Source organism: Streptomyces sp. NPDC052114, from assembly GCF_040680155.1.
GTDB lineage: Bacteria > Actinomycetota > Actinomycetes > Streptomycetales > Streptomycetaceae > Streptomyces.
In genome coordinates this window covers 112,198-133,920 of the sequence record NZ_JBFAWC010000005.1, presented here as the reverse complement: position 1 = coordinate 133,920, position 21,723 = coordinate 112,198, and the positions used below count along the sequence as shown (strand labels likewise).

Annotated in this window: 20 protein-coding genes and 1 pseudogene; 14 read left to right on the top strand and 7 right to left on the bottom strand. The window is 69.7% G+C overall.

The features are described 5' to 3' along the window. Positions 1-5: 5 nt before the first annotated feature. The 6 genes and pseudogenes from AB0L89_RS12895 (at position 6) to AB0L89_RS12870 (ending at position 4,453) form a co-directional block, all read left to right on the top strand. Positions 6-1,067: an ABC transporter ATP-binding protein gene (locus tag AB0L89_RS12895; RefSeq protein WP_365138898.1), complete on the top strand. Its 1,062-nt coding sequence runs from the start codon at positions 6-8 to the stop codon at positions 1,065-1,067. Continuing rightward, entirely contained in the window at positions 1,060-2,223 is a 1,164-nt protein-coding gene (locus tag AB0L89_RS12890; RefSeq protein ID WP_365138895.1) for a dipeptide ABC transporter ATP-binding protein, read from the top strand. The genes AB0L89_RS12895 and AB0L89_RS12890 overlap by 8 nt, the downstream gene beginning before the upstream one ends. A 154-nt stretch (positions 2,224-2,377) precedes the next feature. Continuing rightward, positions 2,378-2,641, top strand: coding sequence for a hypothetical protein (locus tag AB0L89_RS12885; protein ID WP_365138892.1), 264 nt, complete (start codon positions 2,378-2,380; stop codon positions 2,639-2,641). Between the two features lie 69 nt (positions 2,642-2,710). Continuing rightward, positions 2,711-3,367 carry a GNAT family N-acetyltransferase gene (locus AB0L89_RS12880; RefSeq protein ID WP_365139787.1) on the top strand — a complete coding sequence of 219 codons (657 nt, stop codon included), beginning with the start codon at positions 2,711-2,713 and terminating at the stop codon, positions 3,365-3,367. Next, positions 3,265-3,804 (top strand): annotated as a pseudogene (locus tag AB0L89_RS12875) (SigE family RNA polymerase sigma factor). The gene AB0L89_RS12880 and the pseudogene AB0L89_RS12875 overlap by 103 nt, the downstream one beginning before the upstream one ends. Continuing rightward, a complete protein-coding gene (locus AB0L89_RS12870; protein WP_365138889.1) occupies positions 3,797-4,453 on the top strand; it encodes a hypothetical protein in 657 nt (218 codons plus the stop codon). Before AB0L89_RS12875 ends, AB0L89_RS12870 begins: the two are co-directional and overlap by 8 nt. A gap of 19 nt (positions 4,454-4,472) precedes the next feature. Here AB0L89_RS12870 and AB0L89_RS12865 read toward each other — a convergent pair whose 3' ends face one another. From AB0L89_RS12865 to AB0L89_RS12840, 6 genes are all read right to left on the bottom strand, one after another. After that, positions 4,473-5,063 (bottom strand): GNAT family N-acetyltransferase, encoded by a 591-nt coding sequence (locus tag AB0L89_RS12865; RefSeq protein WP_365138886.1) that lies wholly within the window; start codon positions 5,061-5,063, stop codon positions 4,473-4,475. A gap of 178 nt (positions 5,064-5,241) precedes the next feature. Further along, positions 5,242-6,282 (bottom strand): dipeptide ABC transporter ATP-binding protein, encoded by a 1,041-nt coding sequence (locus AB0L89_RS12860; RefSeq protein WP_365138883.1) that lies wholly within the window; start codon positions 6,280-6,282, stop codon positions 5,242-5,244. A gap of 26 nt (positions 6,283-6,308) precedes the next feature. After that, positions 6,309-7,334: an ABC transporter ATP-binding protein gene (locus AB0L89_RS12855; RefSeq protein WP_365138880.1), complete on the bottom strand. Its 1,026-nt coding sequence runs from the start codon at positions 7,332-7,334 to the stop codon at positions 6,309-6,311. A gap of 13 nt (positions 7,335-7,347) precedes the next feature. Further along, positions 7,348-8,328, bottom strand: a complete 981-nt coding sequence (locus AB0L89_RS12850) for an ABC transporter permease (RefSeq protein WP_365138877.1) — start codon at positions 8,326-8,328, stop codon at positions 7,348-7,350. A gap of 88 nt (positions 8,329-8,416) precedes the next feature. Then, a complete protein-coding gene (locus tag AB0L89_RS12845; RefSeq protein WP_365138874.1) occupies positions 8,417-10,204 on the bottom strand; it encodes an ABC transporter substrate-binding protein in 1,788 nt (595 codons plus the stop codon). 84 nt (positions 10,205-10,288) lie between these two features. Further along, positions 10,289-11,314, bottom strand: coding sequence for an ABC transporter permease (locus tag AB0L89_RS12840; RefSeq protein ID WP_365138872.1), 1,026 nt, complete (start codon positions 11,312-11,314; stop codon positions 10,289-10,291). Between the two features lie 400 nt (positions 11,315-11,714). Here AB0L89_RS12840 and AB0L89_RS12835 point away from each other — a divergent pair, with 400 nt between their 5' ends. The 5 genes from AB0L89_RS12835 to AB0L89_RS12815 all read left to right on the top strand — a co-directional run bounded on the left by AB0L89_RS12835 (position 11,715) and on the right by AB0L89_RS12815 (position 17,430). After that, positions 11,715-13,346, top strand: a complete 1,632-nt coding sequence (locus AB0L89_RS12835) for an ABC transporter substrate-binding protein (RefSeq protein ID WP_365138869.1) — start codon at positions 11,715-11,717, stop codon at positions 13,344-13,346. Positions 13,347-13,414: 68 nt separating this feature from the next. Continuing rightward, entirely contained in the window at positions 13,415-14,338 is a 924-nt protein-coding gene (locus tag AB0L89_RS12830) for an ABC transporter permease (RefSeq protein ID WP_365138866.1), read from the top strand. Further along, positions 14,331-15,302 (top strand): ABC transporter permease, encoded by a 972-nt coding sequence (locus AB0L89_RS12825; RefSeq protein ID WP_365138863.1) that lies wholly within the window; start codon positions 14,331-14,333, stop codon positions 15,300-15,302. The genes AB0L89_RS12830 and AB0L89_RS12825 overlap by 8 nt, the downstream gene beginning before the upstream one ends. 6 nt (positions 15,303-15,308) lie before the next feature. Continuing rightward, positions 15,309-16,304 carry an ABC transporter ATP-binding protein gene (locus AB0L89_RS12820; protein WP_365138860.1) on the top strand — a complete coding sequence of 332 codons (996 nt, stop codon included), beginning with the start codon at positions 15,309-15,311 and terminating at the stop codon, positions 16,302-16,304. A 52-nt stretch (positions 16,305-16,356) separates the two neighbouring features. Beyond that, a complete protein-coding gene (locus AB0L89_RS12815) occupies positions 16,357-17,430 on the top strand; it encodes a dipeptide ABC transporter ATP-binding protein (protein WP_365139784.1) in 1,074 nt (357 codons plus the stop codon). 160 nt (positions 17,431-17,590) lie between these two features. On the opposite strand, the gene AB0L89_RS12810 is transcribed toward AB0L89_RS12815, so the two are convergent. Continuing rightward, a complete protein-coding gene (locus AB0L89_RS12810; RefSeq protein WP_365138857.1) occupies positions 17,591-19,762 on the bottom strand; it encodes a prolyl oligopeptidase family serine peptidase in 2,172 nt (723 codons plus the stop codon). A gap of 147 nt (positions 19,763-19,909) precedes the next feature. On the opposite strand from AB0L89_RS12810, the gene AB0L89_RS12805 reads away from it, so the two are divergent. The 3 genes from AB0L89_RS12805 to AB0L89_RS12795 all read left to right on the top strand — a co-directional run bounded on the left by AB0L89_RS12805 (position 19,910) and on the right by AB0L89_RS12795 (position 21,624). Beyond that, positions 19,910-20,104, top strand: coding sequence for a hypothetical protein (locus AB0L89_RS12805; RefSeq protein ID WP_055698844.1), 195 nt, complete (start codon positions 19,910-19,912; stop codon positions 20,102-20,104). Positions 20,105-20,173: 69 nt separating this feature from the next. Further along, positions 20,174-21,121: an N-acetyl-1-D-myo-inositol-2-amino-2-deoxy-alpha-D-glucopyranoside deacetylase gene (gene mshB / locus AB0L89_RS12800; protein ID WP_365138854.1), complete on the top strand. Its 948-nt coding sequence runs from the start codon at positions 20,174-20,176 to the stop codon at positions 21,119-21,121. Between the two features lie 134 nt (positions 21,122-21,255). Continuing rightward, entirely contained in the window at positions 21,256-21,624 is a 369-nt protein-coding gene (locus tag AB0L89_RS12795) for a DUF6113 family protein (protein WP_365139781.1), read from the top strand. Positions 21,625-21,723 lie beyond the last annotated feature (99 nt).

The window sequence follows — 21,723 nt, the reverse complement described above, 5'->3', positions numbered from 1 at the left end:
CGTACGTGACCAGCATCGACATCAAGGAAGACTCGATCCCCGCCCCCCGCTCGGGCGAGGAGAAGAGCGGCCGCCTCCTGGACGTGAAGGACCTCCACGTCGAGTTCCACACCCGCGACGGCGTGGTCAAGGCCGTCAACGGCGTCAACTACAGCGTGGACGCGGGCGAGACGCTCGCCGTCCTCGGTGAGTCGGGCTCCGGCAAGTCCGTGACCGCCCAGGCGATCATGGGCATCCTCGACATGCCGCCCGGGAAGATCCCGCAGGGCGAGATCCTCTTCCGCGGCCAGGACATGCTCAAGATGTCCAACGAGGAGCGCAGGAAGATCCGCGGCCGCAAGATCGCGATGATCTTCCAGGACGCGCTGAGCTCCCTCAACCCGGTGCTCTCGGTGGGCTACCAGCTCGGCGAGATGTTCCGGGTGCACGAGGGGCTCAACCGCAAGCAGGCCAAGGCCAAGGCCATCGAACTGATGGAGAAGGTCAAGATCCCGGCCGCCAGGGAGCGGGTGAACGACTACCCGCACCAGTTCTCCGGCGGTATGCGCCAGCGCATCATGATCGCGATGGCGCTCGCCCTGGAGCCGGACCTGATCATCGCGGACGAGCCCACCACGGCGCTCGACGTGACGGTCCAGGCGCAGGTCATGGATCTGCTCGCCGAGCTCCAGCGCGAGTACAACATGGGTCTGATCCTGATCACCCACGACCTCGGCGTCGTCGCCGACGTCGCGGACAAGATCGCGGTCATGTACGCGGGCCGGATCGTCGAGACGGCTCCGGTGCACGAGCTCTACAAGCGCCCGGCGCACCCGTACACCCGGGGCCTGCTGGACTCCATCCCGCGCCTCGACCAGAAGGGCCAGGAGCTCTACGCGATCAAGGGCCTGCCGCCCAACCTGCTCAAGATCCCCGGCGGTTGCGCGTTCAACCCGCGCTGCCCCAAGGCGCAGGACATCTGCCGCACGGAGATCCCGGCCCTGGTGCCGGTGACCGAGCAGGACGGCGCGGAGCTGCCGGGCCGCGGCAGCGCGTGCCACTTCTGGAAGGAGACGATCCATGGCTGAGCCGACGAAGGCTTCGAAGCTCTCGAAGGCGGACGAGCCCGCCGACGCCACGCCGAACGTCTCCGAGGTGGAGACGGTCGACGCGGCCACCGCCGAGGAGGCCGTCGCGGCCATCGAGGCGCCGGTCGAGCGCGGCGAGCCGATCCTCCAGGTCCGCAACCTGGTCAAGCACTTCCCTCTCACCCAGGGAATCCTGATCAAGAAGCAGATCGGTGCGGTCAAGGCGGTCGACGGCGTCTCCTTCGACCTGTACCAGGGCGAGACGCTGGGCATCGTGGGCGAGTCCGGCTGCGGCAAGTCCACGGTCGCCAAGCTCCTCATGACGCTGGAGCGGGCCACCGCCGGCGAGGTCTTCTACAAGGGCCAGGACATCACCAAGCTGTCCGGGCGCGCGCTGAAGGCGGTCCGCCGCAACATCCAGATGGTGTTCCAGGACCCCTACACGTCCCTGAACCCCCGGATGACGGTGGGCGACATCATCGGGGAGCCCTTCGAGATCCACCCCGAGGTGGCCCCGAAGGGTTCGCGGCGCCAGAAGGTCCAGGAGCTCCTGGACGTGGTCGGCCTCAACCCCGAGTACATCAACCGCTATCCGCACCAGTTCTCGGGCGGTCAGCGCCAGCGCATCGGCATCGCGCGCGGCCTGGCGCTCAACCCCGAGATCATCATCTGCGACGAGCCGGTCTCGGCCCTGGACGTCTCCGTCCAGGCCCAGGTCATCAACCTGATGGAGAAGCTCCAGGACGAGTTCAACCTGTCCTACATCTTCATCGCGCACGACCTGTCGATCGTCCGGCACATCTCGGACCGCGTGGGCGTGATGTACCTCGGCAAGATGGCGGAGATCGGCTCGGACGAGCAGATCTACGACCACCCGACGCACCCGTACACGCAGGCGCTGCTCTCCGCGGTGCCGGTACCGGACCCGGAGGCCCGCGAGGGCCGGGAGCGCATCATCCTCACCGGAGATGTCCCCTCCCCGGCCAACCCGCCCTCCGGCTGCCGCTTCCGCACCCGCTGCTGGAAGGCGCAGGACAAGTGCGCGACGGAGATCCCGCTCCTGGCGGTCCCCGAGCGCTTCGCCGGCAAGGACACCCCTGCCGCACACGAGTCCGCGTGCCACTTCGCCGAGGAGAAGGCGGTACTGGTCGGCTGAGCGCCGGGCACGACGCGTGACCGAGGGGCGCCCGGGACCATGAGGTCCCGGGCGCCCCTCGGTGTTTCCGGGGTGCCGTCGCCGGAAGCGGGCCGCATGGTGGAGACACGAGAGGGCGCACCGAGCGCCCTCGTCATCATGGGGAAGTGATTCCATGGCAGCGACACCCCGGAAGCGGCTCGTGAGGTCGGCGGCCGTGCTGGCGGGCGCCGTGATGGTGGCCGTCCCCCTGACCGCGGCCTCGGCGTCGGCGGCGGTGAACCGGCCGCCCCAGGTCCAGGAGCTGACGTTCTACGACGACTACTGGTCCCAGAACGAGTGCGAGTCGGTCGGCAGGGCGGGCGTGGACAAGGGCATGTGGAAGGTCTACGAGTGCCGGGAGAGCGCCTGGGACTGGGATCTCTACGTCGGCAGGTGAGCGGGCGGAAGGGTGGGGGGCTTCCATGAGGACGTGGCGGCCGTCCTCGCCGCCTTCACGGCGCCGCTGATGGCGCGGGCCGACCTGCCGGTGGACTCGACGGAGACGGCGTCCCGCTGGACCGAGCGACGTGCCGTGGAGCGGGACGCGGGCACGGCCTACGCCTTCGCGGTGACGGACACCGACGGCAGGGCCCTCGGGAACGTCGTGGCGGGCGCCGTGAACCGGTCCCACGGCACCGGCCGGGTGTCGTACTGGACGCTGCCGCACGCGCGGGGCAGGGGAGTGGCCGCGCGGGGATGCCGGGCACTGGCCCACTGGTGCTTCACCGAACGGGAGCTGTACCGGCTGGAGCTGGGCCATCGCGCCGACGACCCCGTCTCCTGCCGGGTGGCCCGTGCCGCCGACTTCGCGGTGGAGGGGCTGCAGCGCCAGAAGCCGGCGTACGACGGCGTCCGCCACGACGTGGAACCGCACGCGCCTGGCCCGCGACCCGGCGCCGCCTTCCGCCGGCGGGCGACACACCCGAACCCGCCTGTAACAACTCCGGCCCGCCCGGCGTGTATCAGTCGGAAGCGGCGGGCGGACCGGCCCGTCGGACGAGGGACGGACGGGGACGGACGATGGCTGAGCGGACCGGAGCGGCGGAGCAGGATCGCTGCGCCGACTTCGACGCGTTCTACGCCGCCACGGCCAAGCGGCTGGTCGCCACGGTCTACGCGATGACCGGCGACCTGGCGGAGGCGGAGGACGCGGTGCAGGAGGCGTACGTACGGGCGTGGCAGCGGTGGGAGCGGCTGACGCGCGAGGGCGACCCGCTGCCGTGGGTGCGGACGGTGGCCTAGCGGCTCGCCATCAGCACCTGGCGCCGGACGCGCAACCGGCTGCGCGCCCATCGGCGGCACGGTGCGGCCGACTACGTCCCCGAGCTCTCGGCGGACCGGGTGGCGCTGGTGGCGGCCCTGCGCGAACTGCCGCCCCAGCAACGGCAGGTGGTGGTCCTGCACCACCTCCTGGATCTTCCCGTGGAGCAGGTCGTCCGGGAGACGGGCGCCTCCAGCGGAGCCGTCCGCACCCGGCTGAGCCGGGCCAGGAAGGTCCTCGGCGAGCGTCTGTCCGACACATCCGCGTGCAGCGGCGAGGGGGTGCCCAGCCATGGCTGAGGTGAAGGTCGAGGAACTGCTGGACGACGTCACGGTGCGGATGCCCGACGGGGCGGAGCTGCGGGCGCGCGGCGCCCGGCGGACGGCGCGCAAGCGGGCCGCGCTGGTGGCCGCGGCGGTCGCGGTCGTGGCGGGGGCGGCCGTGGTGGCGACGGTGCCCGGGGGCGGTGACCGGGGCCGGGACGTACGCCCGGCTGCCACGCCCACGAAGAACCCGTTCATGGTCGGCGGCGTGGTCCGCCTGCTGCCGCCCGAGCGGATGCCGGACCACGAGAAGTGGCACTGGAAGGGCGACGAGGAGGACGTCACCGAGAAGCTCCCGCTGCCGCGGGTGGGCGGCAACGGCAGCTGCCCCGGGTCGTACGCGGACAAGCGGCGCGCGCCCGACCAGATCCAGTACGGCACGGACTACTACAGCGACGAGGGAGCCACCGCCCGCCATCGCATCACGAAGTACGGGAGCGAGCGCGTCGCACGGCACGAAGTGGCGCTCCTGCGCGAGGCGTTGACGGAGTGCGGCCTCACGCCCCACGGCACCGCGACGGACGCCCCCTGGTCCGGGACGACCTGGTCCTCCTCGTGGCTCAGGGTGAAGATCGAGAGCTGGGGGAAGTGGGTCTCGGTGACGGAGGTGGAGGCGGACGGGTAGCCCTTCGCCCCCGGCCGCCTCACATGGGCAGCGAGCGCAGCCGCACACGGCCCTGCGGCCACCCGGCGTCGTCGTGCAGGGCCGTCACCATGGTGCGCAGGGGCATCACCACCACGCGGTCCCCGGGCTGTTCCACGTCGACGCCGGTGTCGAGCGGGTGCCAGCCGAGCCGTGCGTACAGCGCGACGAGCGGCGGGCGGCAGAAGAGGAGCGCGTGGTCCGGGCCCAGGGTGCGGGCGTGGTCCAGGGCGGCCGCGACGACCTGCCGCGCGAGGCCCCGCCCGCGCAGGTCGGGGGCGACGGCCACGCCGCCGACGCCGACGACCTCCGTGTCGGTGCCGCCGACCGACAGGGGCAGCCGCCGGAGGCCCGCGTGCGCCACGAGGCGGCCCTCGTGGCGTATGCCGAAGTGCTCCTCCTTGGGCAGCCAGCTCAGGCCGGCGTCCGCGACACCGAAGGGGTCCGCGCCGCCGCCCAGGATCTCCTCCTGCTCGGCCTTCGTGTAGTGGGGCAGCCGGATCGCGCCGGGCGGTTCGGCGGGGTGGGCCGAGTCCTGCGCGTCCGTGTCCACCGGGTCCGTGTCCGGTGTGTTCCTGTCCGGTGTGTTCATGTCCGGCATCATCCTCCTGGCCCCCGGCCCGGAACCGGCCGCGCCCCGCTCGGGTCAATGGGTGGGCGGGCCGGTTCCGGCAAGCGGGGCCGGCCCGGAAGGGTGGGCGGGCCCCGGCTCGGAAAGCTGAGTGGGATCCTGACGCCGGAGTCGGCTCGGCGTCAGGCCACGGCGGGCGTCAGAGCGACTTGCGGGCCGACGGCACCGCCAGCTCCGCGGAGTCCTCCGGGAAGTGGCACGCCGTGAGGTGGCCGGCGCGGTTGCCGTCGATCTGGACCAGCGGCGGGTCGTCGGTGGCGCACTTGTCCGTCGCCTTCCAGCAGCGGGTGCGGAACCGGCAGCCCGAGGGCGGGTTGACCGGCGACGGCACGTCTCCCTTGAGCAGGATCCGCTCGCGCCGCGGCACGTCGTCCGCCGTCGCCTCGGGCACCGCCGACAGGAGCGCCCTGGTGTAGGGGTGGCGCGGGTTGTCGTACAGGTCCTCGCGGTCCGCGATCTCCACGATCCGGCCCAGGTACATGACCGCCACGCGCTGCGAGAAGTGGCGGACCACGGCCAGGTCGTGCGCGATGAACAGGAACGCGATCCCGAGGTCCTTCTGGAGCTTCTGGAGCAGGTTCACCACCTGCGCCTGGATCGAGACGTCCAGCGCCGACACCGGCTCGTCCGCCACGATCAGCTTGGGCTCCAGGGCCAGCGCGCGGGCCACGCCGATGCGCTGGCGCTGACCGCCGGAGAACTCGTGCGGGAAGCGGTTGAAGTGCTCGGGGTTGAGGCCGACCGTCTCCAGGAGCTCCCGCACACGGGCCTCGCGGCCGCCCGGCGGGTTGATGTCGTTGACCTCCATCGGCCCCGAGATGATCTTGCCGACCGTCTGCCGCGGGTTCAGCGACGCGTACGGGTCCTGGAAGATCATCTGGATCTCCGAGCGGACCGGCGCCAGCTGCTTGCGCGAGGCGTGCGTGATGTCCTGGCCGCGGTAGGAGATCTTCCCGCCCGTCGGCTCCAGCAGGCGCGTGATCAGCCGGCCCGTCGTCGACTTGCCGCAGCCGGACTCGCCGACCAGGCCCAGGCTCTCGCCCTCGGCCACGGTGAAGTCCAGGCCGTCCACGGCCTGCACGGCGCCGATCTTCCGCTTGAACGGGAAGCCGCCCATCACCGGGAAGTGCTTGGTCAGACCCGTGACGTCCAGGAGAGGAGTGGGAGTGGTGCTGCTCATCGTCGTGAAATCCCGTCTCTTGTACGTCAGTCGGTCCGCGAGCCCGCGAAGTCCGCGAAGAATTCGGTCCGTTGTGCCGCCGTGAGGTGGCAGGCGGCGCCCCGGCCCCCGGCCAGTTCGAGCGGCGGCTGCTCGCCCGAGCAGCGCCCGTTCCCGACCTGCTCGGTGAACGCGCAGCGCGGGTGGAAGCGGCAGCCGGACGGCGGGTTGAGCAGGCTCGGCGGTGTGCCCGGGATCGGCGAGAGCGGCACGTCCACCGGGCCGTCGAGCGACGGCATGGAGCCCAGCAGACCCCAGGTGTAGGGGTGCTGCGGCGAGCGCAGCACCTCCTTCTTCGTGCCGCGCTCCACGCACCGGCCGCCGTACATCACGAGGACGTCGTCCGCGATGTCGGCGATCACGCCGAGGTCGTGGGTGATGAAGACGATCGACGTGCCGAACTCCTGCTGGAGGTCCTTCAGGAGGTCCATGATCTGCGCCTGGACGGTCACGTCGAGCGCCGTCGTCGGCTCGTCCGCGATCAGCAGCGTGGGGTTGCAGACCAGCGACATCGCGATCATCGCGCGCTGGCGCATACCGCCGGAGAACTGGTGCGGGTAGTCGTCCACGCGCAGGTCGGGCTGCGGGATGCCGACCTTCGTCAGCATCTCGACGGCCCGCGCCCGCGCCTCCTTCTTGGAGGCGCCGGTGTGCTTGCGGTACGTCTCGCCGATCTGCCGGCCGATGGTGTGGTACGGCGACAGCGAGGCCAGCGCGTCCTGGAAGATCATCGCCATCTTGTTGCCGCGCAGGCGCTCCAGCTCCCGCTCGGTGGCGGTGAGGAGCTCCTGGCCGTCCAGGAGGATCTCGCCGTCGATGGCGGTGCTGTCCTTGTGGTGCAGGCCCAGGATGGCGAGGTTGGTCACCGACTTGCCGGAGCCGGACTCGCCGACGATGCCGAGGGTCTTGCCCTTCTCCAGGTCGAAGTCGAGCCCGTCGACGGCCTTGACGACGCCGTCCTCGGTGGAGAAGTGGACGCGCAGGTCGCGTACGGAGAGGAAGGGGGTGCTCATGGTTTCCGGCTCCCTAGGCGAGGCGCACGCGCGGGTCGATGAGGGCGTACACCGCGTCGACGATGATGTTGAAGACGACGATGGCGGTGGCGGCGACCAGGACGACACCGAGCAGCATCGGCAGGTCGCTCGTGTTGACCGCACGGACCGAGAGGTCGCCGATGCCGTGCAGGGCGAAGGTCTTCTCGGTGATGATCGCGCCGCCGAGGAGCACACCCAGGTCGAGGCCGAAGATGGTGACGATCGGCCCCATCGCTCCCCGCCAGGCGAAGCGGAAGAAGACCGAGCGGCCGGAGAGGCCCTTGGCGCGCGCCGTGCGGACGTAGTCCTCGCTGAGCGTCTCGACCATCTGGGAGCGCGTCATGCGGGTGTAGTTGGCCGTGAAGATCAGGGAGAGCACGAGCCACGGGATCAGCAGGCCGGAGAACCAGTCACCGGGGTTCTCGGTGATCGGCGTGTACTGCGGCCGGTCCATCCACTGCAGCTGGTTCACGAAGAGGTAGACGGCGAAGACGCCGACGACGTAGATCTGCAGCGAGGACGCGATGAGCGAGGCGGACGAGGCGATCTTGTCGACGGCCTTGCCCTGCTTGACGGCGGCCAGCATGCCGGCGCCCACACCGAAGACGACGAAGACGGCCGCGGCACCCAGCGACAGCGAGACGGTGGTCGGGAAGCGGTCCATGATCGTGCCGAGGACCGGCTCGCGGTTGCGGAAGGAGTAACCCAGGCAGGGCGCCGGACAGTTGCCGTAACTGGCGTAGTCACGGCCCACGAACAGGCCCTCGAACCAGTGCCAGTACTGCACCGGAAGCGGATCGGCGATCCCCAGGTTGTGCCGCACCAGGTCCAGCGTCTCCGGGGAGCAGACCTTGCCGCAGGCCAGCCGGGCGGGGTCGCGCGGGGCGGCGTAGAAGAGGATGAACACGAGAACGCTGATGATCAGCAGGATCACCGCGCCACCGGCGATGCGGCGAAGGAGGAAGCGGAGCATGGCAGTTGGGTTTCCTGACGGATGCCGTGGGTGAGGAGGGGGCGGGGCGGTCCCGGTGGGGGAGCCGCCCCGCCTCAGGGGCCGGTCGTCAGGCCTTGACGTACGTCTTGTAGATCAGCGTCGCCGCGAACTGCGGGTCGTGCTGGGCGCCACCGACCTTGGAGCCGTGCAGGTAGAAGCGGCGCTGGTAGGTCTCCGGGATGATCGGCACGACCTCGGTCATGATCTTCTTGTCGAGCTCGGCCCAGGCCTTGCCCGCTTCCTCCACGTCCGAGATGACCGCGTTCTTCTTGATCGCCTCGTTGATCCAGGGGATGTCGGTCTGGGAGATGTTGTTCTGGCCGTCACCGATCGCGTCGCCGTCGAAGAGCGGCTGGATCAGCGTGTAGGCGGTCGGCCAGTCCGGGGACCAGCCGAACCACATGACGTCGAACTTGTTGTCGATGCGCTGCGCCTGGTCGTAGTAGTCCGTCGAGTTGAGCGGCTTGATGACCGGGTCGAAGCCCGCGGCCTTCAGCGCGTTCTCGATGACGACCTTGGTCTTGTCGTACGTGGGGCGCTGCGGGAAGGCGTAGACGATCTTCTGGCCGAGCTTGCCGGCCTTCTTCAGGATCGCCTTGGCGGCCGCGGGGTCGCCCGCGGGCTTCTTCAGCTTGCCGAAGACGTCGAACTTCTCGCGGCCGATGATGTCGGGGCTGAGGATCGTCGTCGCGAGGTCACCCGCGGACTCGCCGCCGTAGATCCGGCGGATCTGCTCCAGCGGCCAGGCGACGTTGAGGGCCTTGCGGACCTCGACGTCGGTGATGCGCTTGGTGTTGATGGCGTAGTAGTACGTGCCCGAGGACAGGCCGTTGAAGGTGCGCTCCTTGAGCTTCGGGTCGCTGAGGACCTTCTGCATGCGCTCGGCCGGGATGTTCTCGTAGATGGCGATCATCTGCTGGTCCTTGCCCTGGTCCGAGATGAATCGGTCGCAGGAGTCAAGGCCCGTGGGGCCGAACTCGAACTCGAAGCTGTCCGGGTAGGCGGTGCGGATCGGGTCCGTCTTCGGGTCCCAGTGCTTGTTGCGCGTCAGCGTCATCGACTTGTCGATGGAGCGGTTCTTGACGATGTAGGGGCCGCAGGAGAACGGCGCCTTGTCGTACTTCTCCTTGGTGTCGTGCTTCACCGGAGTGGCGGCGTACGAGTGCATCGCCAGCGTGAAGTTGAAGTCCGGGCGGGCTTCCTTCAGCTTGAAGGTGATCGTCTTCTTCTTCTTGTCGATGGCGATCGAGTCCAGGTGGTCGCCGTCGTACGGGCCCTTGTAGCCCTCACGCCACTTGGAGCCCTTGCCGGTCAGGGCCATCTGGACGTACGCGGCGCCCTCGGTGATGAACGAGGCCCAGGCGCGCTCGAAGCCGTGCCGGACGTCCTCGACCGTCAGCTCGCTGCCGTCCTGCCACTTCAGACCGTCCTTCAGCGTGAAGGTCCAGGTCTTGTTGTCCTTGGACGCCTTGCCGACGTCGGTGGCGAGGTCGCCGACCAGGGTCATCTTGCCCTTGTCGTCGATGTAGTAGCCGGTGAGGGTGCGCGCGTAGAGGTTGGCGACCGAGGAGTTGTACGCGAAGTAGATGCGCTGCGGGTCCATGTGCGACACGTCGTCCTCGGCGACGCCGTAGATGGTGCCGCCCTTCTTCGCGCCCGCGACCTCGGGGGCGGGGCCCTTCGAGTCCTCCGCGGTGCCGATGTTGACGCTGGCACCCGTGTACTCCGTGGCGCCGCCGTGGTTTCCGCCCTTGCCTCCGCCACCGGATCCACCGCTGCTGCACGCGGACAGGACCATCGTGCTGCCCGCCGCGACCGATGTGGCGATGACGAAGTTTCTGCGGGAGAGAGACATGTGGCTACCAACCCTGATTGTCGAAGAAGAGGAGCGGAGAACGGCCCGGCACTGCCCCGTCGCGTGTGCCCGGCAGGGGGAGTGTCAGCGTTTGGTCTTCGGGTCCAGCGCGTCGCGCACCGAGTCGCCGAGGAGGTTGAAGGCGACGACGAAGATCACCATCGCGATGCCGGGGAAGGCCATGTACGTGATGTCCTGCTCGTACACCTCGGAGGCCCGCTGGATCATCACGCCCCAGTCGGGGGTGGGCTCCTGAAGGCCCACGCCCAGGAAGGCGAGTCCGGCCTCGGCGGTGACGAACATCGGGAGCGCGAGCGTGGCCTGGATGAGGATCGGCGTCCACAGGTTGGGGAGCAGTTCCTTGAAGATGATCCGGGCCGGCGAGGCGCCGGTCACCTTCGCGGCCTCCACGAATTCCCGTTCGCGCAGGGCGAGTACCTCACCGCGCAGCAGTCGCGCGATGGAGGCCCAGCCGAAGGCCGTCATCACCGCGATGAGACTGGTGACCGTCAGCCAGGTCGGCGTCTTGTCCTCCGGGGCCACGACCACCGAGATCATCACCGGCCAGAAGGCGATGAAGAAGAGCGTCGAGGGGAAGGCCAGCAGGATGTCGATGACCCGGCCGATGAAGTAGTCGGTCTTGCCGCCGAGGTATCCGGCCGTGATGCCGACCGCGATGCCGATGAGCGTCACCAGGATCGTCGTCGCCGCCGCGATCAGCAGCGAGTTGCGCATGCCGTACAGCAGGAAGGTCAGGACGTCCCGGCCGAGCTGCGGCTCGATGCCGAACCAGAACTCGCTGTCGATGCCGCCGTTGGGCTTGATCGGATAGCTGAACTCGTTGAACAGGCTCGGGTCGTTCACGCCGTACGTCGTGTACGGGTCCTTGCCGTACACCTTCGCGATCAGCGGCGCGCAGATGGCGATGACGAAGAAGAAGAGCACGACGCATGCGGCGATGACGCCGGACTTGTCCCGCTTGAACCGATTCCAGGCAAGCCGCCCCGGCGAACGCCCCTTGCCGCCCTGGTCCTTGGGCGAAGGCGGCGTGCCGTCGGTCTTGTCCGTCACTTCAAGCGTGGCGGCAGTGGCGGGAGTTGGCGAGGTCATGGCGCTCCAGGCCCGGAGGGGTCATCAGGAATCCGCAGGACAACCAGCACCTACGGGCTAGGCGCGACTTTCGCAAGGCGTTTCCCACGCGGTCAATGAATCGTGAGCCGCTTTGAGTCGGTCTTGGGATCCTTGACCAGAGCTTGACTCAATGTTGGCTTTGACATTGCCTTGGCGTAATCAAGCGTGATGGACAAGATCGGGCATATGCGGGTAGCTCCGGCAATGAGTCCGATATACGGGCGCGAGTGTCTCGGAATGCGTACATCCGGATGGCCTCCTCCTCGTACGGGTGGAGTAAATGTGCGGTTCATTCCTCCTGCGGCGATATTTGGCGATACGTGAGGTAGCTCACGCATCGCAGACGGTCGGAACAGCAGGAACGGGACAGGAGGACTCCATGCGTGGAGCCACGCACGCCAAGTGGGCCGCAGGTGCGGTGGCCGTCGCCCTCGCGGCGACGGCCTGTGGTGGCGGGGGGAGCGGCGGCGGTGGCGGCGACGGCTCCGGCATCGTCAGCTCCTCCTGGGGCGACCCGCAGAACCCGCTCGAGCCCGCCAACACCAACGAGGTCCAGGGCGGCAAGATCCTCGACATGATCTTCCGGGGTCTGAAGCGGTACGACCCGAAGACCGGCGAGGCCAAGGACATGCTCGCCGAGTCGATCGAGACCGAGGACGCCCAGAACTTCACGGTCAAGGTCAAGGACGGCTGGACCTTCAGCAACGGCGAGAAGGTCACGGCGAAGTCCTTCGTCGACGCCTGGAACTACGGCGCCAACCTCAAGAACAACCAGAAGAACGCGTACTTCTTCGGCTATATCGAGGGGTACGACAAGGTCCACCCGGAGAAGGGCGACGCGAGCGCCCAGACGCTCTCCGGGCTGAAGGTCGTCGACGACAAGACGTTCACCGTCAAGCTCAGCCAGAAGTTCTCCACCTGGCCCGACACCCTCGGCTATCCGGCCTTCGCGCCGCTGCCCAAGGCGTTCTACGACGACCACGACGGCTGGCTCAAGAAACCCGTCGGCAACGGCCCGTACACCGTGGACTCGTACACCAAGGGCTCGAAGATGGCCCTGCGGAAGTGGGACAAGTACCCGGGCGACGACAAGGCGCAGAACGGCGGTGTGGACATGAAGGTCTACACCGACAACAACACCGCCTACACCGACCTGATGGCCGGCAACCTCGACCTCGTCGACGACGTGCCCGCCTCCCAGCTCAAGAACGCCAAGGCCGACCTCGGCGACCGGTACATCAACACCCCCGCCGGCATCATCCAGACCCTGGCCTTCCCCTTCTACGACAGCAAGTGGACCAAGCCGGGCATGGAGAAGGTCCGCCAGGGCCTGTCCATGGCGATCAACCGTGAGCAGATCACCGACACGATCTTCGAGAAGACGCGGACGCCCGCCACCGACTGGACCTCCCCGGTGCTCGGCGAGGACGGCGGCTACAAGTCCGGCCTCTGCGGCGACGCCTGCACGTACGACGCGGCGCAGGCCAAGAAGCTGGTCGAGGAGGGCGGCGGCATCCCCGGCGGCACCCTCAAGGTCACGTACAACGCGGACACCGGCTCGCACAAGGAGTGGGTCGACGCCGTCTGCAACTCCATCAACAAGGCGCTCGGCAAGGACAAGGCCTGCGTCGGCAACCCCGTCGGCACCTTCGCCGACTTCCGCAGCAAGGCGTCCAAGCAGGAGCTCGACGGCGTCTGGCGCTCGGGCTGGCAGATGGACTACCCGCTGATCCAGAACTTCCTGGAGCCGACGTACTTCACCGACGCCCCGTCCAATGACGGCAAGTACTCCAGCAAGGACTTCGACAAGCTCGTCAACGAGGCCAACGCGGAGACGGACACCGCCAAGGCCGTCACCAAGTTCCAGGACGCCGAGAAGATCCTCGCCAAGGACATGGCGTCCATCCCGCTCTGGTACCAGAACGGCAGCGCCGGCTACTCCGACAAGGTCTCCGACGTCTCGCTGAACCAGTTCAGCGTGCCGGTCTACAACGAGATCAAGGTCAACTGAGACGCCGGGAGCGGCCGCCGGCCCGCTGACGGCGCCCGGCGGCCGCTCCCCCTAATCCCGGAGCCCCCATGGGACGTTATGTGATCCGGCGTCTGCTGCAGATGATCCCGGTCTTCTTCGGCGCCACGCTGCTGATCTTCCTGATGGTGAACGTGATGGGCGACCCCGTCGCGGGCCTGTGCGGCGACCGCCAGTGCGACCCGGCCACGGCCGCCCAGCTGAAGAAGGAGTTCGGCCTCGATAAGCCGGTGTGGCAGCAGTACCTCACGTACATGGGCAACGTCTTCACCGGCGACTTCGGCACCGCCTTCAACGGCCAGAAGGTCACCGAGCTGATGTCGGCCGCCTTCCCGGTCACCATCCGGCTCACGATCGTCGCGATCGTCTTCGAGATCGTCATCGGCATCTCGCTGGGCGTGCTCACCGGGCTGCGCCGCGGCCGGCCGATCGACACCGTGGTGCTGCTCCTGACGCTCGTCGTCATCTCCATCCCCACCTTCGTCACCGGCCTCGTGCTGCAACTGCTGCTCGGCGTCAACTGGGGCGTGATCAAACCCTCCGTGTCCCCGGAGGCGCCCTTCAACGAACTGCTCGTCCCAGGCCTCGTGCTCGCCTCGGTGTCCCTGGCGTACGTGACCCGCCTGACCCGCACCTCCATCGCGGAGAACCGGCGCGCCGACTACGTCCGCACCGCCGTCGCCAAGGGCCTGCCCCGGCGCCGCGTCATCACCCGGCACCTGCTGCGCAACTCGCTGATCCCCGTGGTGACCTTCATCGGCACGGACGTGGGCGCGCTGATGGGCGGCGCGATCGTCACCGAGCGGATCTTCAACATCCACGGTGTCGGCTTCCAGCTCTACCAGGGGATCCTGCGGCAGAGCACGCAGACCGTCGTCGGCTTCGTGACGGTCCTCGTCCTGGTCTTCCTGGTGGCCAACCTGATCGTCGACCTCCTGTACGCCGTACTCGACCCGAGGATCCGCTATGCCTGAACCCATGGAGCCGCAGGGCGCCATCGCCGCGACCGGTGCGGGCGGCGCGATGGACCTGGCCACGAGCGAGGCGACCTCCCTGGCCCCGGGCGGGCCCGACGGTACGGGTCCCTCCTCCCCGGCGCGCAGCCTGTGGTCGGACGCCTGGCACGACCTGCGGCGCAACCCGATCTTCATCGTCTCGGGCCTGGTGATCGTCTTCCTCGTCGTGATCTCGATCTGGCCCTCGCTGATCGCCTCCGGCAACCCGCTCGACTGCAACCTCGAAAACGCCCGCAAGGGCTCGGCGCCCGGCCACCCCTTCGGCTTCAACGAACAGGGCTGCGACGTCTACACGCGGGTCGTGTACGGCACCCGGGTCTCGGTCACCGTCGGCGTCTGCGCCACGCTCGGCGTCGCGATCCTCGGCAGCGTGCTCGGCGGGCTCGCCGGGTTCTTCGGCGGGATCTGGGACTCGATCCTCTCCCGCATCACCGACATCTTCTTCGCCATCCCCGTCGTTCTCGGCGGCCTGGTGCTCCTGTCGGTGGTGACCAGCTCGACGGTGTGGCCGGTGGTCGGCTTCATGGTGCTGCTCGGCTGGCCGCAGATCTCCCGCATCGCGCGCGGCTCCGTCATCACCGCCAAGCAGAACGACTACGTCCAGGCGGCGCGGGCGCTCGGCGCCTCCAACTCCCGGATGCTGCTGCGCCACATCACGCCGAACGCCGTCGCCCCGGTGATCGTCGTGGCGACCATCGCGCTGGGTACGTACATCGCCCTGGAGGCGACGCTCTCGTACCTCGGCGTCGGCCTGAAGCCGCCGACGGTGAGCTGGGGCATCGACATCTCGGCCGCCTCCCAGTACATCCGCAACGCCCCGCACATGCTGCTCTGGCCGGCCGGGGCCCTGGCGATCACCGTGCTCGCGTTCATCATGCTCGGCGACGCGGTGCGCGACGCCCTCGACCCGAAGCTGAGGTAGCCGCCCATGCTGCTCGAAGTGCGCGATCTGCACGTGGAGTTCCACACCCGCGACGGGGTCGCCAAGGCCGTCAACGGCGTCGACTACAGCGTCGACGCCGGGGAGACCCTCGCCGTGCTCGGCGAGTCCGGCTCCGGCAAGTCCGTGACCGCCCAGGCGGTGATGGGCATCCTCGACATCCCGCCGGGGCGGATCACCTCGGGCGAGATCCTCTTCCAGGGCCAGGACCTCCTGAAGCTCAAGGAGGACGAGCGGCGCAAGGTCCGCGGCGCCGGCATGGCGATGATCTTCCAGGACGCGCTCTCCTCGCTGAACCCGGTGCTCAGCGTCGGCGAACAGCTCGGCGAGATGTACGTCGTCCACAAGGGCATGTCCCGCAAGGACGCGAAGGCCAAGGCCGTCGAGCTGATGGACCGGGTGCGCATCCCGGCCGCCAAGGAGCGCGTGGGGCAGTACCCGCACCAGTTCAGCGGCGGCATGCGCCAGCGCATCATGATCGCCATGGCGATGGCGCTCGAACCCTCGCTGATCATCGCGGACGAGCCGACCACCGCCCTCGACGTGACCGTCCAGGCCCAGGTCATGGACCTGCTCGCCGAGCTCCAGCGCGAGATGAACATGGGCCTGATCCTCATCACCCACGACCTCGGCGTGGTGGCGGACGTCGCCGACACGATCGCCGTGATGTACGCGGGCCGCATCGTCGAGAAGGCCCCCGTCCACGAGATCTACAAGGCCCCCGCCCACCCGTACACCCGGGGCCTGCTCGAATCGATCCCGCGCCTGGACCAGAAGGGCCAGGAGCTCTACGCGATCAAGGGCCTGCCGCCGAACCTCATGAACATCCCGCCCGGCTGCGCCTTCAACCCCCGCTGCCCCATGGCCCAGGACGTCTGCCGCACCGACGAGCCGCCGCTCGCCGAGGTGACGTACGAGGGCCTCGCCGCCGACCGCAGGAGCGCCTGCCACTTCTGGAAGGAGACGCTCAGTGCCGCACGGTGAACACGTCAGCAAGAAGCAGCTGGAGGAGGAGGGCGAGACCGCGCGGCAGCTGATGGACAAGGCGCGGGCCGAGTCCGACTTCGCGGCGCACGGCTCGGCCTCCGGACACGAGCCCATCCTCCAGGTGCGCGGCCTGGTCAAGCACTACCCGCTGACCCAGGGAATCCTGATCCGCAAGCAGGTCGGCGCGGTCAAGGCCGTGGACGGCGTCGACTTCGACCTCAGCCAGGGCGAGACGCTCGGCATCGTGGGGGAGTCCGGCTGCGGCAAGTCGACCGTCGCGAAGATGCTGGTCAACCTGGAGCGGCCGACGGCGGGCGAGATCCGCTACAAGGGCGAGGACATCACGAAGCTGTCCGGGCGCGCGCTGAAGGCGGTCCGCCGCAACATCCAGATGGTGTTCCAGGACCCCTACACCTCGCTGAATCCGCGGATGACGGTGGGCGACATCATCGGGGAGCCGTACGAGATCCATCCCGAGGTGGCCCCGAAGGGTTCGCGCCGGCAGAAGGTGCAGGAGCTCCTGGACGTGGTCGGGCTCAACCCCGAGTACATCAACCGCTATCCGCACCAGTTCTCCGGCGGCCAGCGCCAGCGCATCGGCATCGCGCGGGGGCTCGCGCTGCGGCCCGAGGTGATCGTCGCCGACGAGCCGGTCTCCGCGCTCGACGTCTCCGTCCAGGCGCAGGTCGTCAACCTCCTGGACAAGCTCCAGAACGAGTTCGACCTGAGCTACGTCTTCATCGCCCACGACCTGTCCATCGTGCGGCACATCTCCGACCGGGTCGGCGTGATGTACCTGGGACGGATCGTGGAGATCGGCTCGGACCAGCAGATCTACGAACACCCGACGCACCCCTACACCCAGGCGCTGCTCTCCGCCGTGCCGGTCCCCGACCCCGAGGCGCGCGAGCACCGGGAGCGGATCATCCTCAGCGGCGACGTGCCCTCGCCCGCGAACCCGCCCTCGGGCTGCCGGTTCCGCACCCGCTGCTGGAAGGCGCAGGAGCGGTGCCGCCTGGAGGTGCCCGAGCTCGCCGTGCCCGCCGAGTTCCGGCTCGCCGACAGCCCCGCCGCACACGACTCGGCCTGTCACTTCGCCGAGGAGAAGCAGGTCGTGCCGTAGCCCGGCGGACGCTTAACGCACGGGTAATGCCGCCGTCGTGGCGCCGATATACGGGCGGTGCACGCTGGAGGCGTACGGCCGTGCGGGTGCCGTAGACCGGCCGGGGTGCGCCATGTCACCCCGGCCGGTTCTTCTCGTCCGTCCGCCCGTGCGCGGCCCGCTACAGGCCCAGCGACCGCTTCAGGAAGTCCACCTGGAGCAGCAGCAGGTTCTCCGCGACCTGTTCCTGCGGGGTGATGTGGGTGACGCCCGACAGCGGCAGGACCTCGTGCGGGCGGCCCGCGGCCAGCAGCGCCGAGGACAGCCGCAGGCCGTGCGCCACCACCACGTTGTCGTCGGCCAGGCCGTGCACGATCAGCATCGGGCAGTGCGGCTCGGCCGCTTCGACCAGGCCGTCGTCCCAGATGAGGGAGTTCTTGCGGTACACCTCCGGGTTCTTCGCCGGGTCGCCGAGGTAGCGCTCCTCGTAGTGCGTGTCGTAGAGCCGCAGGTCCGTCACCGGGGCGCCGACCACCGCCGCGTGGAAGACGTCGGGGCGCCGCAGCGCCGCCATGCCCGCGAGGTAGCCGCCGTAGGACCAGCCGCGGATCGCCACCCGGTCCAGGTCGAGCGGGTACTCCCCGGTCGCCGCGAGGGAGTGCAGCGCGTCGACCTGGTCGTCGAGCGTGAGTGTCATGTCGTTCTTGACCGACTTCTCCCACGCGGGGGAGCGGCCCGGGGTGCCGCGGCCGTCCGCGACGACCACCGCGAAGCCCTGGTCGGCGAACCACTGCGAGGTCAGGAAGATGTTGTGCGCACGCTGGACGCGCTGGCCGTGCGGGCCGCCGTACGGATCGAGCAGAACCGGAAGGGGCCCGTCGCCCTCCTTGTAATCCGTGGGGAGCAGGACGGCGCACGGAATCCTGCGTGTGCCCCCTTCCGTGAGCGTCACGCGCGGCGTGAGCCCTGGGCGCTGGGCGTGTGAGGCGACGGTCGCCACCTGCTTGCCCTCGCGCAGCACCTGGACCCGAGCGCCGGGACGGTCCAGGGTGGCCGACACCAGCACGGTCACGCCGCCCGCGCGGACCGCCGAGTGCACGCCCGGCTCCCGCGAGACGCGCTCCACGCCCAGTTCGTTGACGCGGTAGACGTGCACCTCGCCGGTCTCCGGGTCGGCCGCCTCCTCGCCCGCCGACGCCGCGACCAGGATGTCCTCCTCGGTCACGTCGAGCACGGCACGGACGTGCAACTGCGGTCCGGTCAGCGGCCGTTCACCCCAGGCGAGCACCCGCGCGCCGCCCTCGTCGACGATCCGCACCAGCTTGCCACTGGGCGACCAGCACGGCACACCGGCGAAAAGTTCCAGCCATTCCGCATCCTCCTCCGCATGCACCATCCGCGTCGCCCCGTCGTCCGGGTTCACCGCGAGGTACAGCTGGCTGCCCTGGTCGCGGGACTGCACGAGGAGCAGCGGCGCGCCGTCCGCCGACCAGTGCACGCGCGCGAGATACGGGAAGCGGACCCGGTCCCAGACCACCTCGACGCGCGACCCGTCCAGGCCCAGGACGAACAGCCGCACGTCCGCGTTGGGCGTGCCCGCGGCCGGGTAGGCGACGGCGGCCGGCTCGCGGTCCGGGTGCGCGGGATCCGCGATGTACCAGCGCTGCACGGGCGCGTCGTCGACCCGCGCGACCAGCAGCCGGTCCGACTCCGGAGACCACCAGAACCCGCGATAACGCGCCATTTCCTCGGCCGCGATGAACTCCGCGACGCCGTACGTCACGGTCTCCTCGCCCGCCTCCGGGGCGGCGAGCGCACGGTCGTCCGCGCCGTCGGCCCCGGTCACGCGCAGGGCGCCCCGGGCGACGTAGGCCACATGGCGCCCGTCCGGCGAGGGGCGCGGGTCGATCACCGGCCCCGGCACGGGCAGTTCGCGGGCCGTGCCCGCGCGCAGCTCCGCCGTGAAGAGCCGGCCCGACAGCGCGAACGCCGCCAGCTCCACGGCCGCGTCCGTCGCATAGCCCACGATGCCCGCACCGCCCTCGCGGCTGCGCTCGCGCCGGGCGCGCTCCGCGGCGGAGAGCCGCTCGGCCGCGCCGCCGAGGAGCAGCAGCGGATCGGCCGCGACACGCTCGGCGCCGCCGTCCGCCAGATCCAGGACCCAGAGCCGCTGGGCCCGGTCCGTGCCGTCGGACGACCGCAGGAAGGCGACGCGCGAGCCGTCCGGCGCGACCGTGAACGCGCGGGGCGCGCCCAGGGTGAAACGCTGCGTCCGGGCGTGCTGCCGCGGGAAGGAGAGCCGCTGTGCCGGGCTCTCGCCGGGCCTGGGATTTCCGGGGTTCTCGGAGGTCATCCCCCGACCTTATGGCGCATGCGCCCCCCTGTGCTGCCGTGCTCCGACTCATGCGTCCGCACGGATAGTTATGATCCGTAGCGCTTGGTGGGTATGAACCTGCTGGCGTCCGCACTGGGTTACGGCAACGACTTGGAGGTGACCGCCGTGGCACTCTCGATTTCGGCGGTGGTGCTGCTGGCGATCATCGTCTTCCTGTTGGTCAAGAAGTCAGGTCTGAAAGCGGGGCACGCGGTCGTCTGCATGCTCCTCGGCTTCTACCTGGCGAGCTCGTCCATCGCGCCGACCATCAACGAGCTGACGACGAACGTCGCGGGGATGATCGGCGACATCAAGTTCTGACCGCCGTGACCCCTCGGGGCGTGCCCCGCACGTTCTGAAGGGTCGCCGCGGTGCTCGTAGGGTGGTCCCATGACGGAACTGCCCGCCCGGCGCCTGCTCCTCGTGCACGCGCACCCCGACGACGAGTCGATCACCACCGGCGCGACCATGGCCAAGTACGCGGCCGAGGGCGCCGGGGTCACCCTGGTGACCTGCACGCTGGGCGAGGAGGGCGAGGTCATCCCGGCCGAGCTCGCCCACCTCGCCGCCGACCGGGAGGACTCCCTGGGCGCCCAGCGCATCGGGGAGCTGGCCGCCGCCATGAAGGAGCTGGGGGTCACCGACCACCGCTTCCTCGGCGGCACCGGGCGCTACCGCGACTCCGGGATGATGGGCGTCGAGCAGAACCACCGCCCCGGCGCGTTCTGGTCGGCCGACCTGGACGAGGCCGCCGCGCACCTCGTCGAGGTGATCCGCGAGGTCCGCCCGCAGGTGCTCGTGACGTACGACCCGGACGGGGGCTACGGCCACCCGGACCACATCCAGGCGCACCGCGTCGCCATGCGCGCCGCCGACCTCGCGGCCGAGGGTGCCTTCCGCGCCGACCTGGGGGACCCGCACACCATCAGCAAGATCTACTGGAACCGCGCCCCGCGCTCGGTGGTCGAGGAAAGGTTCCGGTGGATGGGGGGCGCGCTGGCGCACTCACCCTTCCGCACGCCCGCCGCCGTCGCGGACGTGCCCGGCGTCACGGACGACGAGCGGATCACGACGGAGATCGACGGCCGGCCCCATAAGGCGGCCAAGGCGGCGGCCATGGCGGCCCACGCCACCCAGATCACGGTGAGCGGGCCGCTCTTCGTCCTCTCCAACGACCTCGCGCAGCCGATCTTCGACGTGGAGTATTACGAGTTGGTGCGGGGAGAGGCGTCGACCCAGGGCACCGTGGGACCCTCGAAGGAAGGCGTGGCCCGCGAGAGCGATCTGTTCGCGGGGCTCGAAAGGGTGACGGATGCGGCGGAGGTGACCGCGCTGTGAGCACGCGATCCCGTGCCTCGTCGGGGGCCGACTCCGGCAGGGGCTCCGGCCCCGGGGCCGCCGGGGGCTCTTCCGCTTCGGGTTCCGCTTCGGCGGCCGCGGCGGCGCCCGCGGGCGGCTTCCTCGCCCAGCCGCTGCGGGCGGGACGGCTCGCCGCCTACCTCGGGCTGTTCGTGCTCGGCGCCCTCGTCGGCGTCGCGGGCGCGCTCGTCCAAGGCGGCTTCTTCCCGGCCGGGTTGCTCATCGCGCTCCTCGGCGCCGCCGGCGCCTTCTACGGAGGGGCGCGCGCGGTCGGCACCAGAGCCGGGGCCGTCGCGCCCGCCGCGGGCTGGCTGGTCGCGGTCATGCTGCTGACCGCCACCAGACCCGAGGGCGACTTCCTCTTCGGTGCGGGCCTCGGCTCGTACGGCTTCCTGCTGGGCGGCATGGCCGTGGCTGTGATGTGTGCCACGCTCGGACAGCGCCCGCAACCGGGCGGCCCCGCCGCCCGACTTGGCAAGTGACGTACCACTTCGGCCCGTGTCCCGCCCGGGTTTGACGCCGGTCACGGGAGGAGTGCCGACGGCGGCCAGTATGGTGGTGCGGCCGCCGAGCCTCCCCAA